Source organism: Pseudomonas sp. UBA4617, from assembly GCF_002386445.1.
Lineage (GTDB): Bacteria > Pseudomonadota > Gammaproteobacteria > Pseudomonadales > Pseudomonadaceae > Aquipseudomonas.
Genome location: NZ_DGIR01000014.1, coordinates 114,803 through 131,698, shown reverse-complemented (window position 1 = coordinate 131,698; position 16,896 = coordinate 114,803). Strand labels below are relative to the sequence as shown.

Here is a 16,896-nt window from a genome sequence, read left to right as displayed (position 1 = left end):
AAAGCCATATTAGTCGGCATGACTCATGGCTGGCTAACCTTTGCCTGTCCTTCCTGGAACTGCTGCCATGCTCACGCAATTGTCGTTTTCCGGCCTCGACTGGCTACCCGTCCTGCTTGGTGTAGGCGCCGCCTACATCGTCTTCGGCATTGCCGGGTTCGGCACCGCGCTGGTGGCTGGGCCGATCCTCATCCACTTCATGCCGTTGTCGCGGGTCATCCCGTTGCTGGTGCTGCTCGACTTCGTCGCCGCCTTCGGCAACCTGCTGCCTTCGCGCCGCGACGTGGTGCGCGGCGAGCTGCTGCGGTTGCTGCCGTTCATGGCCATCGGTTGCACGCTGGGCGTGGTGTTCCTGTTGCAGCTGAAGTCCGACCTGCTACTGCTGCTGATGGGGCTGTTCGTGACCGCCTATGCGCTGTACGGGCTAGCAGTGAAGGTGCGGCCGGCCAGTCTGTCCGGCTTGTGGGCGGCGCCGATGGGCACTGCCGGCGGAATGTTCGGCGCGTTGTTCGGCAGCGGCGGCTTCCTCTACGCGCTGTACCTGAGTGCGCGGCTGGAGGCAAAGGAGCAGGTCCGCGCCACCCAGAGCGCGTTGATCAGCTGCAGCACCGTGGTGCGCCTGACGCTGTTCCTGGTCGCCGGCGTGTATGCCGACCAGAGCCTGCTGCTGCTCGCCGCCTGCCTGCTGCCGGTAATGGGCGCCGGGCTCTGGGCCGGTCGCAGGCTGACCCAGCGCCTGTCCCGTGAAGCCTTCGTGCGCCTGGTCACCTGGCTGGTGCTGGCCAGCGGCCTGGCGCTGATCGGTCGCTACCTGAGTACCTGAGCAGGCGGTAGAATTGCAGCACAACCGCAGTTTTCAGGCTTGCCCCGTTCATGAACACCCAGAGCATCATCGTTCCCAAACTGTCCACCGTCCCGGTGCACGAAGCCCGGGCCCGCGCCATCCTGCGCTGGCTGGTGCGCGAAAAGGTCGTCGAAGAGCAGTTGACCACCTGTGGTCGTACCGGCAACCGCATGGGCCATGCCTTGGCCGAAGGCGCCCGCAAAGTGGCCCTGCACCCGGAAAGACTGCCCTTCGGCGAGCCGGTCAACGGCCTGGAAGTGATGCTCAAGCGCTGCATCTATACGCCCACCGAAGGTTTTCTCGAAGAAGCCGGTTGCCCGGAGTGCCGACGCGAGGTAGGGGAGCCGCTGTTCGAAAGCCTGGAAGAATGGATGCCGGCGGTGAGCGACAACTTCACCTGCCCGCTGTGCGGCTTCGAAGACGACATCAATGGCTTCATTTTCTTGCAGCCATGTGCCTTTTCCAACCTCGGGTTCATCTTCAACAACTGGGGCGATGCCGGGTTCACCCCGGCCTTTCTCGACAGCTTCGCCGACTGGCTCGACCAGCCGGTGGCGGTGGTACAGGTAAAACTGCCACGAGGCTGACCGAAGGCCCTTATTTTGCATTGAGCGGCGCGCCGTGCATGAGTATAATGGCGCGCTTCCATTTTTCCCGCCCGGGAGCCCCCGCGATGCTGCGTATCAGCCAAGAAGCCCTGACCTTCGACGATATCCTCCTTGTACCTGGCTATTCCGAGGTACTGCCCAATGAAGTCAGTCTCAAGACCCGTTTGACCCGCGGCATCGAGCTGAACATTCCGCTGGTTTCCGCCGCCATGGATACCGTGACCGAAGCGCGCCTGGCCATTGCCATGGCCCAGGAAGGCGGTATCGGCATCATCCACAAGAACATGACCATCGAGCAGCAGGCCAGCGAAGTCCGCAAGGTCAAGAAGTTCGAGGCTGGCGTGGTCAAGGACCCGATCACCATCGACGCCGATGCCACCGTGCGCGACCTGTTCGACCTGACCCGCCTGAACAACATCTCCGGTGTTCCGGTGCTGGCCAATGGTGATCTGGTCGGTATCGTCACCTCCCGTGACGTGCGCTTCGAAAGCCGCCTGGAGGCCAAGGTTCGCGACGTGATGACGCCGAAAGAGCGTCTGGTCACTGTCCGCGAAGGCGCCGACAAGAACGAAGTCCGCGAGCTGCTGCACAAGCACCGCCTGGAAAAGGTCCTGATCGTCGACGACAAGTTCAACCTCAAGGGCATGATGACCGTCAAGGACATCGAAAAGGCCAAGGCCTACCCGCTGGCCAGCAAGGACGACCAGGGTCGCCTGCGCGTCGGCGCCGCCGTCGGTACCGGCAAGGATACCGGCGAGCGCGTTGCCGCCCTGGTTGCCGCCGGCGTTGACGTGGTGGTTGTCGACACCGCCCACGGTCACTCCAAAGGCGTTATCGACCGCGTTCGCTGGGTGAAGGAGAACTACCCGCAAGTGCAGGTGATCGGCGGCAACATCGCCACCGGCGCTGCGGCCAAGGCCCTGGCCGAAGCCGGCGCCGATGCCGTCAAGGTCGGTATCGGCCCAGGCTCGATCTGCACCACCCGTATCGTTGCCGGTGTCGGCGTGCCGCAAATCAGCGCCATCGCCAACGTCGCCGCAGCACTGGAGGGCACTGGCGTGCCGCTGATCGCCGACGGCGGCATCCGGTTCTCCGGTGACCTGTCCAAGGCCATCGTCGCCGGTGCTTCGTGCGTGATGATGGGTTCGATGTTCGCCGGTACCGAAGAGGCCCCGGGTGAAGTCGAACTGTTCCAGGGCCGTTCCTACAAGGCCTACCGCGGCATGGGCTCGCTGGGTGCCATGGCACAGGCGCAAGGCTCGTCCGACCGCTACTTCCAGGACTCCTCGGCCGGTGCCGAGAAGCTGGTGCCGGAAGGCATCGAAGGCCGTGTTCCCTACAAGGGCGCCCTGGCCGCGATCATCCACCAGCTGATGGGCGGCCTGCGTTCGTCCATGGGCTACACCGGCAGCGCGACCATCGAAGAGATGCGCACCAAGCCGGAGTTCGTGCGCATCACCGGTGCCGGCATGGCCGAGTCCCACGTGCATGACGTGCAGATCACCAAAGAAGCCCCTAACTACCGCGTAGGCTGAGGCTTCCGGCAATACCTGTTAGCGGGGCTGTCACGACAGCCCCGCGTCGTTTCCGATTTCCACTGACGAGATTGAGTCATGGCCCTCGACATTCACGCTCACCGCATCCTGATCCTCGATTTCGGTTCCCAGTACACCCAGCTGATCGCCCGCCGCGTGCGCGAAATCGGCGTGTACTGCGAACTGCACCCGTTCGACATGGACGATGAAGCGATCCGTGCATTCAACCCGCGCGGCATCATCCTCGCCGGCGGCCCCGAGTCGGTCCACGAAGCCAACAGCCCACGTGCCCCGCAGGCCGTGTTCGACCTCAACGTTCCGGTGCTGGGCATCTGCTATGGCATGCAGACCATGGCCGAGCAGATGGGCGGCAAGGTCGAAGGTTCCGACCTGCGTGAATTCGGCTATGCGCGCGTGGACGTGGTCGGCAAGAGCCGCCTGCTCGACGGCATCGAAGACCACATCGACCCCGACGGCCTGCTGGGCCTGGACGTGTGGATGAGCCACGGCGACAAGGTCACCCAGATGCCGGGCAACTTCCACGTACTGGCCAGCACCCCGAGCTGCCCGATCGCCGGCATGTTCGACGACGCGCGTGGTTACTACGGCGTGCAGTTCCACCCGGAAGTGACCCACACCAAGCAGGGCGGTCGCATCCTGTCCCGCTTCGTGCAGGACATCTGCGGCTGCGAAGCCCTGTGGACGCCTTCCAACATCGTTGAAGACGCCATCGCCCAGGTACGTGAGCAAGTCGGTTCGGCCAACGTGCTGCTGGGCCTGTCCGGCGGTGTCGACAGCTCGGTGGTTGCCGCACTGCTGCACCGTGCGATCGGCGACCAGCTGACCTGCGTATTCGTCGACAACGGCCTGCTGCGCCTGCACGAAGGCGACCAGGTAATGGCCATGTTCAAGGAGAACATGGGCGTCAAGGTGATCCGCGCCGATGCTGAAAAGCAGTTCCTCGACAACCTGGCCGGCGAAGCCGACCCGGAGAAGAAGCGCAAGATCATCGGTCGCACCTTCATCGACGTGTTCGATGCCGAAGCCAGCAAGCTGGAGAACATCCAGTTCCTTGCCCAGGGCACCATCTACCCGGACGTGATCGAGTCGGCTGGCGCCAAGAGTGGCAAGGCCCACGTGATCAAGTCGCACCACAACGTGGGTGGCCTGCCGGAGGAAATGAACCTCAAGCTGGTCGAGCCGCTGCGTGAACTGTTCAAGGACGAAGTGCGCAAGATCGGCCTGGAGCTGGGCCTGCCGTACGACATGGTCTACCGCCACCCATTCCCGGGCCCAGGCCTGGGCGTGCGTATCCTCGGTGAAGTGAAGAAGGAATACGCCGACCTGCTGCGTCGCGCTGACCACATCTTCATCGAAGAACTGCGCAAGGCGGACTGGTACCACAAGACCAGCCAGGCCTTCGTGGTGTTCCAGCCGGTCAAGTCGGTGGGTGTCGTCGGCGATGGCCGTCGCTACGCCTGGGTCGTGGCCCTGCGTGCCGTTGAAACCGTGGACTTCATGACCGCGCGCTGGGCGCACTTGCCGTACGAGCTGCTGGAAACCGTCAGCGGCCGTATCATCAACGAAATCGAAGGTATCTCGCGCGTTACCTACGACGTGTCGAGCAAGCCGCCGGCAACCATCGAGTGGGAATGATCCCGCCTCGCGGTTGAACGAAACGGGCCTGCATTGCAGGCCCGTTTCTTTTTATCCGGGCAACTCTACTCGGCCCCGGGCGAGTGCCCGAAGTATGCCTTGTAGGCATGGCAGAAGTTCGCCGGGTTGGCATAGCCAACATGATAGGCAATCTGCGAGACCTGCCAGCGACGTTCCAGCAGCAGGGCACGGGCCAGTTCCAGGCGCTGTTGCCGCACGTACTGCAGGATCGAGCAGCCAAATTCCTGGCTGAATGCGCGGCGCAAGGTGGACTCGCTCACGCCCAGCTGGCGGGCCAGGGTTGCAGCTGTAGGCGTGGCGCTCAGGTTGGCATCGAGCTGACGACGCGCTTCGATGGCCAGGTCGCGCCACCCTCGGTCCCGAAGTTTTCCGCTGAACCGGTGGCCGATGAGCTGGTTGGCCAGCTCCAGCACGATGGCCAGGCTCAGGCTTTCGCAATGCAGGCGCCGGAGCCCGCCTGTGTAGGGCGACAGATACAGCTGCTGGAACAGGCGGCTGACCGTTGGCCACTGCGGCAACTGGTCGAAGCGCATGCCATCTGCGGACAGTGCCAGCAGCGGCTTCAGCTGCACGTCGTCGCGGACCAGTTCGAGCAGGTACTCACCGGCAAGACGAACCCCGGCCATGCGGGCGTGGCTGTTGGCGGGTAACTGGTCCTGCGCTTCCAGGGTTTCACCCAGGCCCAGCATGTGCAACCGGCCAGGGGCATAGCTGTTGAGCTGGCCATCGATCTTGTGCTGCCACGCGCCGTCGAATACCTGCACGAAACACAGGCTCTGTGGCAGCACCTTGTCGATCCTCAACGGCTCGGGGAACTGCAGGTTGCAGTCGAAGTACTGCAACCCGCCGTGCACCGTCTGTGCCTGATAATGGCCGGTCGCGCTGCCCATCACCCGCGCGCTGCGCGCATCCAGCACCCCGGCCTCGGCAAGTGAGCCGGGGCTGTCGAAGGAAAAGGCGGTGTCGAGGTAGGGGCTGTTTGATCGCATGTGCGCTTCGCATCCTTGGCTGAGGGCGGCATGGCCGCAAATGGTAACGCGTGCACACATTCAGCGACAGCCATTGTGCGCAAGGCGCTGTTTGTTGTGCGAACCGGTCAGCGGGGTTGGCAGCGCGGACGAGGCTTATTTCAATGTGCGTTTGTTCCAATCCAGGATGAAAAAACATGCTCGCTTATCGCAAATTCGCAGCCCTGCTGGTGGCATCGCTCACCCTGTGGCTAAGCCAGGCTCACGCTGAACAACGGCTGCAAGTGGCCGACCAGGTGGTGGCTTACACGGGCGCGCAAGGGGCCAGGGTATGGACGCTGCGCATTGGTGAACGCGCCGCCAACGAGGCGCTGGTGCAGGTTGAAGGCGTCGATCACGACTGGAACATGCGCATCCAGAAAATGCAGGTGGAGAAGACCAGCCGGGATACCCGTTATTCCACCACCGTGGATGGCAAGAAATTCGTCGTCCTGATCGTCCAGGGCAGCTGGGGGGGCGAACTCTACCTGCCGGGCGAGGCGCAAGCGCTGCAAGTCGGCTATTCGCAAGAGCTGTCGCAGCAGGGTAATGCGCAGGCATTTCTTACCGATTACCTGGCGGCACAGAACCAGGAGGGGCAATGACCATGGGCGAATTCACCGACCCGTTGTCTGACCTGTCCGGCTCGCTCGGCCAGGACTACGAGCATACCCGGGCCGCCCAGCGCGACCGGGTGATTGCCGAGCTCAAGCAGGTGATCGAGCGCGTGCCCGAGCAGAGCGAGTTCACCAACTCCCGGCGTTACCGGGTGTGGGGGCCGATACTGTTGCTGGGCTCTCTGATTATCACGGCTGTCACTTTCAACCCGGAACGCTTGGGGGCGGTCGCAGCCGGTGTCTTCATAACCCTGATCGCTGCGGCAGTGACTTGGCAACACCGCAATGCCGGTACCCAGGTATTCATGCGCCTGACCCGCAGGCAGTTGTTTGTCGATACGCTGGATGCGCCGGTGGACCTGGCGGAAGTGGAGGATATTTCGGTCAAGGATGAAGGGCTGGTCATGGTGCAGACGCTGGAAATGAGCAGCGAAGCCGCCTTGCCGAAGCACCATGTGGTGAAGCTGCAGTTCTTCGGTAACCAGGCCATGGTGCTGAAAAAACCGCGACCGCAGATCCGCATCATGTCCGCCGGCCTGGCCAGCAACGGGCGCAAGCTGGATAACGAAGAAGTGCTGGCGGTGCTGGCAGCCTACCGCAATGCGGCGCATGCACAACGGCAACTGGAGCTGCTGCAGGCTGATGGATAACGCCGAACGCGAAGCTCACCTGGCGTACCTGCAGGCGCAGGCCGACGGCCCCACCGACAGCTTCGAACTGCTGGAGCACTCGCTCGGCAAGGCGCTGGCCTGCGCCGTGATTGGCCTCTTGCTCGGCGGACTGGGGGCGTGGCTGATCGCCCTGGCGCTGCAGTTCAGTGCCAATGCCAGCAGCGGTGTCACCTGGCTGATGTCTGGTTTCGGCCTCGCCCTGGCCGGCGCCGGGGTGGCGGCGCTGGCTTGCGCCGCCGTGCTCCATCGCCGGCACGGCAAGCGAGCGCTGAGCGTGACACCCGATATGCTGTGCTTTGCCAACGCGCAGGCACCGACACCCCTGCATGGCTTTGATGGCTTCGAGGTCGAGCAGGGGTATTTCACCACCCGGCTGATCTTTACCGTGTCGGCGTTCAGTCACGCGCCAGCCCTGGCGCCGGCCTGTTTCAGGGCGCTGGCCTCGCCTGACGCGGTGGCCATCGCGGGCGGCTTGCGGGTCAGCCTGTGGTTGTGCACGCCCGTCGTGGGCGGGCGTCGCGCGAGCCTGCAGGAACTGGTGGATCTGCTTTACGCCTATGTGCAGGCGGCCCAGGCCAGGCGTAGCCTGGCGCAGCTGTTTCCGGGCGTGGCGCGGCTGGGTGCAACGGCCGGATGAGGCGCCTGGGCTGGGGCTTGGCCCTGCTGTTGCTACCGCTGGCGCTGTACGGCTGGGGTCAGGTGCAACTTTGGCGCGCCGACACGGCGCAGGAGCAGGCACAGGTCATCCGCCAATGGCTGGCTGCACCCAGCGATGCCTTGCTGCAAAGCCTGCCTTGGGCCGCGCGCAAGCAGCTCAACGGGCGGCTCGACAGGCGAGAAGCGCTGCAGGCGCAGCTGGCTGTGCTCGACGCCGACCGCCACTGGCTGGGCGTACGCGAATGGATGGCCGGCCTCAGCGGCTGGTTGGCACTGGGGGCTTTGTTCACCGGTGTCGGCGCCTGGCTCCGGCTGAAAGTCGACGCCTGGCGGGCGCTGCGCTCGGCACATTACTTGTACGGCCGGATGAGCGCCAGCTGGTTGGCGCTGGGCCGCTGGCTGAGTGCCTACCTGGTCCTGCTCGCGGGCTCGCTGAGCCTGTCATTGCTCTATGAGACCAGTTTCGGGCTGAGCCATATGGCGCAAGGCGGCCTGACCGTCCTGATCGTGGTGCTGCCGCTGACGTCTGTGCTCCTCGTGTGCATGCGCACCTTTTGGCGATTGCGCCAACAATGGCCGGGCATGGGCGCGCCAAGTGCAAGCTTTCTTGGCCGGCAGCTCCACAGGCAGGCGGCGCCGGCGCTGTGGCGCTGGGTCGAAGGCTTGGCTGCGCAACTGCATGCGCCTGTGCCCGACCATATCGTGGTCGGGCTTGACCAAGGCTTTTTCGTCACCTGCGTGCCTGTCGTGCTGCAGCCCAGCGGGACGCCGCTCAGCGGGCGGACCCTGTATCTGCCGCTGCCATGCCTGGCGGCCATGAGCCAGGCGGAGGCGGCCTCGCTGATCGGCCATGAGTTGGGCCATTTCCGCCGCCGTGACACCGAGCGAGGCAGCGAAACCTGTGCACGTTTCAGCCTGATGTGCGCGCACTATCAGGCCATGCTTGGCGCCGACAGCGCCCCGCCTTGGGCTGTGCGCCCGGTCCTGTGGATGGCCGGCCAGTTCCTGCATCATTTCCAGGTCGCGGTGCACCACTGGGGGCGGGCGCAGGAATTGCTGGCCGACCGGGCGGGTGCCGAGGTCGGTGGGCCGAAGCTGTTCGTCCAGGCGCTGCTGCGGGCCATTGCCCTGGGCAGGGTGATCGATGGGTTACTGAATGCTCGCGGTGGCGAAGGTCTGCCGCAGGCGTTGGCGTTGCACTTGCAACGCACCCCGTTGCAACTGGGCGAAGAGGCGCTGGCGCTGACCATTACCCACCCGTTCGATACCCACCCCGACACCGCCACGCGCTTGCAGAACCTGAACATCCTGCTCGACCCGCAATTGCTGCAGGCGGCCTTGCGCGCGCCGTCCAGCGATGACCAGCGGTGGTTCAACGAGCTTTGCCTGGCCCCCGGCGGCAGCGCCGATGGCAAGGCTGCGGGCGGCGTTGCCAGAGACTTCACTTAATATTTCCCATTTGCAGGTGTATCGTATTCGCCCTTCATCGCCAGCCATGCTGGCAGCTTGATTGCGCAGAACATGAGGTACCCGCACCAATGTCCTTCACCCGTCGACAAATGCTCAAGGGCCTGACCGGCCTGGTTGTGGTTGGCCTGGGCGCCGGGGGCGCGGCGCGTTACTGGTTGGGCCGGGTCGAGGACGACAATGCCGGGCATGATTACCAACTGATCGCCGCACCGCTGGACGTGGAACTGGTGCCGGGGTTCAAGACCGAGGCCTGGGCGTTCGGCCCCTCGGCCCCAGGCACCGAGCTGCGCGTGCGCCAGGGCACCTGGCTGCGGGTGCGCTTCATCAACCACCTGCCGGTGGAAACCACCATCCATTGGCATGGCATTCGCCTGCCGCTGGAAATGGACGGCGTGCCTTATGTGTCGCAACTGCCGGTCAAGCCGGGCGAGTACTTCGACTACAAGTTCCGCGTGCCGGATGCCGGCAGCTACTGGTACCACCCGCATGTCAGCAGCTCCGAGGAGCTGGGCCGCGGCCTGGTCGGCCCGCTGATCGTCGAGGAGCGCGAACCCACCGGGTTCCGCCATGAGCGCACCCTGAGCCTGAAGAACTGGCATGTGGACGAGCAGGGCGCCTGGCTGCCGTTCAGCATCCCCCGCGAGGCCGCGCGCAACGGCACCGCCGGGCGGCTGATCACCATCAATGGCCAGGCTGATTCGGTCACCGAGCTGCCGGCCGGGCAAGTGGTGCGTGTACGCCTGTTGAACCTGGACAACACCTGGACCTACCGCATCAACCTCAAGGGCAATTGCGAGGCAATGGTCTATGCCCTTGACGGCAACCCGGTGACGCCTCGGCCGCTGGACGACGATTACTGGCTTGGCCCGGGCATGCGCATCTGCCTGGCTATCCGCATTCCCCAGGCGGGCGAGGAGATTTCCCTGCGGGACGGCTTTGTCCGCCTGGGCACGCTGCGTTCGGTGCCCAGCAGTGATGCACCAGGGGACTGGCCGCCGGCACTGCCGCCCAACCCGATTGCCGAACCGGACCTGGAGAACGCCGAAAAGCTCAACTTCAATTTCGAATGGGCGGCCAAGGTTTCTGTCAGTACAGACCAGGACAAGCCCTCGAGCATGTGGCAGATCAACGGCCAGGCCTGGGACATCACCGACAAGACCTGCGCGGAACGGCCGATCGCCACGTTGAAGAGGGGCAAAAGCTACATCTTCGAGCTGAAGAACATGACCCAGTACCAGCACCCGATCCACCTGCATGGCATGAGTTTCAAGGTAATCGCCTCGAACCGCCACGACATCAAGGAGCCGTGGTTCACCGACACCTACCTGCTGGGCCGGAACGAGCGCGCCCAGGTGGCGCTGGTGGCGGATAACCCGGGCACCTGGATGTTCCACTGCCACGTCATCGACCACATGGAAACCGGCCTGATGGCCGCGATCGCGGTGGTCTGATGCGCCCGCAGATCATCGACCGCAGCCGCGATCAGGAATTCATGCGTCTGGCCCTGGCCCTGGCCGCCGAGGGGGCGGCGCTGGGCGAAGTACCGGTGGGCGCGGTGCTGGTGCAACATGGCCAGGTCATCGGGCAGGGTTTCAACCGGCCGATCATCGATAGCGACCCCAGCGCGCATGCCGAGATGGTAGCGATCCGGGCGGCGGCCAGGTCGGCCAGCAATTACCGACTGCCTGGCAGCACCCTGTACGTGACCCTGGAACCGTGCAGCATGTGTGCGGGGCTGATCGTGCATTCGCGGGTCATGCGCGTGGTGTACGGGGCGCTGGAACCCAAGGCGGGGATCGTGCAGAGCCAAGGGCAGTTCTTCGGGCAGGGCTTCCTGAACCATCGGGTGATGGTGGAGGGCGGGGTGCTGGCCGAGGAATGCGGGCAGATCCTGACGGAGTTCTTCAGGGCGCGCCGGGCCAAGGGTTGACCTGTGGCGGACTACATCGGCGGCGACTGTTCCGCCGGCTTGTCCTTGTTCACCCCGGGTACATGCAGGTTGCCCTCGGCCACCTGGCCTTCGAGCTGCGGCTGGGTCACCCAGGTAAGGATGTCGTAGTAACGACGAATGTTGGCCACGAAATGCACCGGTTCGCCGCCGCGGGCGTAGCCATACTTGGTTTGCCGATACCACTGCTTCTGCGACAGGCGCGGCAGCATCTTCTTCACGTCCAGCCATTTGTTCGGGTTGAGCTTCTCGCGCTTGGCCAGGGTGCGGGCGTCTTCCAGATGGCCGGTGCCGACGTTGTAGGCGGCCAGGGCGAACCAGGTGCGGTCCGGTTCCTGGATGCTGTCGTCGAGCTCCTGCTTGATCTTCATGAAGTACTTGGCGCCGCCCTGAATGCTCTGTTTCGGGTCCAGTCGGTTGGACACGCCCATTGCCTGGGCGGTGCGCTGGGTCAGCATCATCAGGCCACGCACGCCGGTCTTGGAGGTGACTTCCGGCTGCCACATCGACTCCTGGTAACCGATGGCCGCCAGCAGGCGCCAGTCGACCTGCTCGACCTTGGCGTAGCTCTTGAAGTGCTTCTCGTACTTGGGCAGACGCTGCTGCAGGTGCTGGGCGAAGGTGTAGGCGCCGACATAGCCGAGTACGTCGACATGCCCGTAGTAGCGGTCCTTCAGGCGTTGCAGGGTGCCGTTCTTCTGCGCCTTGTCGAGGAATTCGTTGACCTCGTTGAGCAGGCTGTTGTCCTCGCCTGCGGCTACCGCCCAGCGCTGGTCGCGGGTGTCGCCCAGGTCGAAGGCCACCCGCACGTTGGGGAAGTACACCTGGTTCATTGCCAGCTCGTTGGAGTCGACCAGGGTCAGGTCGATCTGCCCTTCGTCGACCATGCGCAGCAGGTCGACCACCTCGACGGCATCGGATTCTTCGTATTCCAGGCCCGGGTACTGTTTTTTCAGTTCGGCCAGTTGGTCGGCATGGCTGCTGCCCTTGAGCACCATGATCTTCTTGCCGACCAGGCCTTTGGCGTCGGTGGGGCGCGGGCGGCCGTTGCGGTAGATGACCTGGGGCGTCACTTCCAGGTAGGGGTGGGAATATTTCACCTGGGCCTGGCGCCGTTCGCTGCTGACCAGGCCGGCCGCCGCCAGCACCGGGCCGGAGGGCTTGCCGAGGGCGTCGTACAACTCGTCGAGGTTGTCGGCGGTCTCGATCTGCAGCTTCACGCCGAGATCATCGGCGAAATGCTGGACCAGCTCGTACTCGAAGCCGGTTTCGCCGTTGCGGTCCTGGAAGTAGGTGGCCGGGCTGTTGCGGGTGATCACGCGCAGCACGCCATCCTCCTTCACGCGCTCGAGGGTGCTGGGTTTTTCAACGCAGGCACCGAGCAGCAGAAAGAGTCCGGTTGCGAAAAGCCATCTGGCGCAACGCTGGCGCAAAGCAGTGTGGGCGAACATAGGTTGCAGTATACGCAAAGGACTGGCACAGCCATATCTCGACAACTGTTAGCTTGTCTGGTAGCGGGTTGTGTGGTGGGGTGGGGGGATTGCGTGAAGGCCTCAGGGTGCCCGCCTCAAGATATTCAGCGCCTGTGAGATCGAGCGCCGCCCGCGCGGCGCTTCGCGGGGCAAGCCCGCTCCCACATTTGTTTAGGGCCAGTTATTCCTGAGGTATCGGCGCGCGGTCCCTTGTTTGTCCCTTTCAATATCGCGTCGTACAAACAAGGGACCGAGCGCCAATGGCGGCAGGAGATACATGTGGGAGCGGGCTTGCCCCGCGAAGCGCCGCGCGGGCGGCGCTCGATCTTACAGGCGCTGAATCTGTCATGCCGAGCCCTTGGAAATCTGACCCCGAAGTCCGGTTCCACCGCCCGGCAGTCGTGGCTTAGAGCGGGTGCCGAAACCCTTCGAATTAGGCTAGAATGCACGGCCTCTAAGCACACCCCTTCCTGAGGCTGTCCCGACGATGTTGATCCTGCGCGGCGCTCCTGCCCTTTCTGCCTTTCGCCACGGTAAATTACTCGAGCAACTGAGCCAGAAAGTCCCCGCTGTTACTGGTTTGTATGCCGAATTTGCCCACTTCGCCGATGTCGACGGCGAGCTGACCGCCGACCAGCAGCAGGTGCTGGGCCGTCTGCTCAAGTACGGCCCGAGCGTGCCGGTACAGGAGCCGAGCGGCCGCCTGTTCCTGGTCGTACCGCGCCTGGGCACGATTTCGCCGTGGGCCAGCAAGGCCAGCGACATCGCCCACAACTGCGGCCTGCAGGCCATCCAGCGCCTCGAGCGCGGTATTGCCTACTACGTCGCCGGCGACCTGAGCGCCGCCGATGCCGAGCTGATCGCTGCCGAACTGCACGACCGCATGACCCAGCGCGTGCTCGGCCAGCTGGAGCAGGCCGCTGACATGTTCAGCCACGCCCAGCCCAGGCCGATGACCTCGGTGGACATCCTGGCCGGTGGCCGTGACGCCCTGGCCAAGGCCAACATCGACCTGGGCCTGGCCCTGGCCGAAGACGAGATCGACTACCTGGTCAATGCCTTCCAGGGCCTCAAGCGCAACCCGAACGACATCGAACTGATGATGTTCGCCCAGGCCAACTCCGAGCACTGCCGCCACAAGATCTTCAACGCCAGTTGGGACATCGACGGCCAGGCCCAGGAAAAAAGCCTGTTCGGCATGATCAAGAACACCTATCAGATGCACAGCGAAGGCGTGCTGTCTGCGTACAAGGACAACGCCTCGGTGATCGTCGGCAACGTGGCCGGCCGTTTCTTCCCGAACCCTGAAACCCGCCAGTACGGCGCAGTGCAGGAGCCGGTGCACATCCTGATGAAGGTGGAAACCCACAACCACCCGACCGCCATCGCGCCGTTCTCCGGTGCCTCCACCGGCTCGGGCGGCGAAATCCGCGACGAAGGTGCCACCGGTCGTGGCGCCAAGCCCAAGGCTGGCCTGACCGGTTTCACCGTATCCAACCTGCGCATCCCTGGCTTCGAACAGCCGTGGGAACAGAACTACGGCAAGCCAGGGCGCATTGTCGATGCCCTCGACATCATGGTCGAAGGCCCGCTGGGTGGCGCCGCATTCAACAACGAGTTCGGTCGCCCGGCCCTGACCGGCTACTTCCGCACCTTCGAGCAGGCCATCAACACCCCGCGCGGTGAAGAAGTGCGCGGCTACCACAAGCCGATCATGCTCGCCGGCGGCATGGGCAACATCCGTGAAGACCACGTACAGAAGGGCGAGATCACCGTCGGCGCCAAGCTGATCGTGCTCGGTGGCCCGGCCATGCTGATCGGCCTGGGCGGCGGCGCCGCTTCCTCGGTGGCCACCGGTGCCAGCTCGGCTGACCTCGACTTCGCTTCGGTACAGCGCGAAAACCCTGAAATGGAGCGCCGCTGCCAGGAGGTGATCGACCGTTGCTGGCAGTTGGGCGACAAGAACCCGATCGCCTTCATCCATGACGTTGGCGCTGGCGGTATCTCCAACGCCTTCCCCGAGCTGGTCAACGACGGTGGCCGTGGTGGCCGCTTCGAACTGCGCAACGTGCCCAATGACGAGCCGGGCATGGCCCCGCACGAAATCTGGAGCAACGAGTCGCAGGAACGTTACGTGCTGGCCGTCAGCGCCGAGGACTTCGAGCGCTTCCAGGCCATCTGCGAGCGCGAGCGCTGCCCGTTCGCGGTTGTCGGCGAAGCCACCGCAGAGCCGCACCTGACCGTTACCGACAGCCACTTCGGCAACACCCCGGTGGACATGCCGCTGGACGTGCTGCTGGGCAAGCCGCCGCGCATGCACCGTTCGGTTACCCGCGAAGCCGAGCTGGGCGATGACTTCGACCCGAGCCAGCTGGACCTGGACAACGCCGTACAGCGCGTGCTCAGCCACCCGGCCGTGGCCAGCAAGAGTTTCCTGATCACCATCGGCGACCGCACCATCACCGGCCTGGTGGCACGCGACCAGATGGTCGGCCCGTGGCAGGTACCGGTGGCCGACTGCGCCGTCACCGCCACCAGCTTCGATGTCTACACCGGTGAAGCCATGGCCATGGGCGAGCGCACCCCGCTGGCCCTGCTGGACGCCCCGGCATCGGGCCGCATGGCCATTGGCGAGGTACTCACCAACCTGGCTGGCGCGCGTATCGAAAAACTCTCCGACATCAAGCTGTCGGCCAACTGGATGTCCGCTGCCGGCCACCCCGGTGAAGACGCCCGCCTGTACGACACCGTCAAGGCTGTCGGCATGGAGCTGTGCCCGGAGCTGGGCCTGACCATTCCGGTCGGCAAGGACTCCATGTCGATGAAGACCAAGTGGAGCGAGGACGGTGTCGAGAAGAGCGTCACCGCGCCGATGTCGCTGATCGTCAGCGGCTTCGCCCCGGTGGTCGACATTCGCAGCACCCTGACCCCGCAACTGCGCATGGACAAGGGCGAGACCGACCTGATTCTGATCGACCTGGGCCGCGGCAAGAACCGCATGGGCGCCTCGATCCTGGCCCAGACCTACGGCAAGCTCGGCGCCGAGGCTCCGGACGTCGACGATGCCGAGGACCTGAAGGCGTTCTTCGCGGTGATCCAGGGCCTCAACGCCGACGGTCACCTGCTGGCCTACCATGACCGTTCCGACGGCGGCCTGGTCACCACCGTGCTGGAAATGGCCTTCGCCGGCCACTGCGGCCTCGACCTGCACCTCGACCCGCTGACCGACAGCAAGGCCGACGTGCCGGCCATTCTCTTCAACGAAGAGCTGGGCGCGGTCATCCAGGTTCGCCAGGATGCCACCCCGGACGTATTGGCACAGTTCAGCGCCGCTGGCCTGGGCGAAGAATGCGTCGCGGTGATCGGCAAGCCGGTCAACAACGGTGAAGTGTCCATCAGCCTGAACGGCGAAGTGCTGTTCGACGACGACCGCCGCATGCTGCAGCGCCAGTGGGCTGAAACCAGCTACCAGATCCAGCGCCTGCGCGACAACGCCGACTGCGCCGACCAGGAATTCGACCTGCTGCTCGAGGAAGACAACCCGGGCCTGTCGGTGAAACTGGGCTTCGACGTCAACGACGACATCGCCGCGCCGTACATCAAGAAAGGCATTCGCCCGCAAGTGGCCATCCTGCGCGAGCAGGGTGTCAACGGCCAGGTCGAGATGGCTGCCGCCTTCGACCGCGCCGGCTTCGCTGCCATCGACGTGCACATGAGCGACATCCTGGCCGGCCGTGTTGACTTCGAAGCGTTCAAGGGTCTGGTCGCCTGCGGCGGCTTCTCCTACGGCGACGTGCTGGGTGCCGGTGAAGGCTGGGCCAAGTCGGCGCTGTTCAACAGCCGCGCCCGCGACGCCTTCCAGGCCTTCTTCGAGCGTACCGACAGCTTCGCCCTGGGCGTGTGCAACGGCTGCCAGATGATGTCCAACCTGCACGAGCTGATCCCGGGCACAGAGTACTGGCCGCACTTCGTGCGCAACCGCTCGGAGCAGTTCGAGGCGCGCGTGGCCATGGTCGAGGTGCAGAAGTCCAACTCGATCTTCCTGCAGGGCATGGCCGGTTCGCGCATGCCGATCGCCATCGCCCACGGTGAAGGTCATGCCGAATTCGCCAGCGAAGAGGCGCTGCTGGCTGCAGATGTGTCCGGCTGCGTGGCCCTGCGCTACGTCGACAACCACGGCAAGGTCACCGAAGCCTACCCGGCCAACCCGAACGGCTCGCCGCGTGGTATCACCGGCCTGACCAGTCGCGACGGCCGTGTGACCATCATGATGCCGCACCCGGAGCGCGTGTTCCGCGCCGTGCAGAACTCCTGGCGCCCGGACGAGTGGCAGGAAGATGCCGCGCTGATGCGTATGTTCCGTAATGCCCGGGTGTGGGTGAACTAAGGC

At 64.5% G+C, this 16,896-nt stretch carries 13 protein-coding genes; 11 read left to right on the top strand and 2 right to left on the bottom strand.

The window, feature by feature from the left end; genetic code table 11:
- Positions 1–67: 67 nt before the first annotated feature.
- From B4L76_RS05250 to guaA, 4 genes are all read left to right on the top strand, one after another.
- Complete coding sequence (locus tag B4L76_RS05250; protein WP_296230986.1) at positions 68–823, top strand: sulfite exporter TauE/SafE family protein; 756 nt, start codon at positions 68–70, stop codon at positions 821–823.
- Between the two features lie 50 nt (positions 824–873).
- Positions 874–1,431 (top strand): sugar ABC transporter ATPase, encoded by a 558-nt coding sequence (locus B4L76_RS05245; RefSeq protein WP_296230985.1) that lies wholly within the window; start codon positions 874–876, stop codon positions 1,429–1,431.
- 86 nt (positions 1,432–1,517) lie between these two features.
- Positions 1,518–2,987: an IMP dehydrogenase gene (gene guaB, locus B4L76_RS05240; RefSeq protein ID WP_296230983.1), complete on the top strand. Its 1,470-nt coding sequence runs from the start codon at positions 1,518–1,520 to the stop codon at positions 2,985–2,987.
- 78 nt (positions 2,988–3,065) lie between these two features.
- Positions 3,066–4,643, top strand: coding sequence for a glutamine-hydrolyzing GMP synthase (guaA, locus tag B4L76_RS05235; RefSeq protein WP_296230982.1), 1,578 nt, complete (start codon positions 3,066–3,068; stop codon positions 4,641–4,643).
- Positions 4,644–4,708: 65 nt separating this feature from the next.
- On the opposite strand, the gene B4L76_RS05230 is transcribed toward guaA, so the two are convergent.
- Positions 4,709–5,653 carry a helix-turn-helix transcriptional regulator gene (locus B4L76_RS05230; protein ID WP_296230981.1) on the bottom strand — a complete coding sequence of 315 codons (945 nt, stop codon included), beginning with the start codon at positions 5,651–5,653 and terminating at the stop codon, positions 4,709–4,711.
- Positions 5,654–5,829: 176 nt separating this feature from the next.
- Between B4L76_RS05230 and B4L76_RS05225 the strand changes: the two genes are divergently transcribed.
- From B4L76_RS05225 to tadA, 6 genes are all read left to right on the top strand, one after another.
- Positions 5,830–6,276: a hypothetical protein gene (locus tag B4L76_RS05225; protein ID WP_296230980.1), complete on the top strand. Its 447-nt coding sequence runs from the start codon at positions 5,830–5,832 to the stop codon at positions 6,274–6,276.
- Positions 6,273–6,938: a hypothetical protein gene (locus tag B4L76_RS05220; RefSeq protein ID WP_349679066.1), complete on the top strand. Its 666-nt coding sequence runs from the start codon at positions 6,273–6,275 to the stop codon at positions 6,936–6,938. Before B4L76_RS05225 ends, B4L76_RS05220 begins: the two co-directional genes overlap by 4 nt.
- Positions 6,931–7,596: a hypothetical protein gene (locus tag B4L76_RS05215; RefSeq protein WP_296230979.1), complete on the top strand. Its 666-nt coding sequence runs from the start codon at positions 6,931–6,933 to the stop codon at positions 7,594–7,596. Before B4L76_RS05220 ends, B4L76_RS05215 begins: the two co-directional genes overlap by 8 nt.
- Positions 7,593–9,065, top strand: a complete 1,473-nt coding sequence (locus tag B4L76_RS05210; protein WP_296230978.1) for a M48 family metallopeptidase — start codon at positions 7,593–7,595, stop codon at positions 9,063–9,065. The genes B4L76_RS05215 and B4L76_RS05210 overlap by 4 nt, the downstream gene beginning before the upstream one ends.
- Positions 9,066–9,154: 89 nt before the next feature.
- Positions 9,155–10,537: a multicopper oxidase family protein gene (locus tag B4L76_RS05205; RefSeq protein ID WP_296230977.1), complete on the top strand. Its 1,383-nt coding sequence runs from the start codon at positions 9,155–9,157 to the stop codon at positions 10,535–10,537.
- Entirely contained in the window at positions 10,537–11,016 is a 480-nt protein-coding gene (gene tadA, locus B4L76_RS05200) for a tRNA adenosine(34) deaminase TadA (protein WP_170028477.1), read from the top strand. The genes B4L76_RS05205 and tadA overlap by 1 nt, the downstream gene beginning before the upstream one ends.
- A gap of 11 nt (positions 11,017–11,027) precedes the next feature.
- Here the strand turns inward: tadA and mltF are convergent, their stop codons facing one another.
- Positions 11,028–12,485, bottom strand: coding sequence for a membrane-bound lytic murein transglycosylase MltF (gene mltF / locus B4L76_RS05195; RefSeq protein WP_296230976.1), 1,458 nt, complete (start codon positions 12,483–12,485; stop codon positions 11,028–11,030).
- A gap of 508 nt (positions 12,486–12,993) precedes the next feature.
- Between mltF and purL the strand changes: the two genes are divergently transcribed.
- Positions 12,994–16,893 (top strand): phosphoribosylformylglycinamidine synthase, encoded by a 3,900-nt coding sequence (purL, locus tag B4L76_RS05190; protein WP_296230975.1) that lies wholly within the window; start codon positions 12,994–12,996, stop codon positions 16,891–16,893.
- Positions 16,894–16,896: the final 3 nt, after the last annotated feature.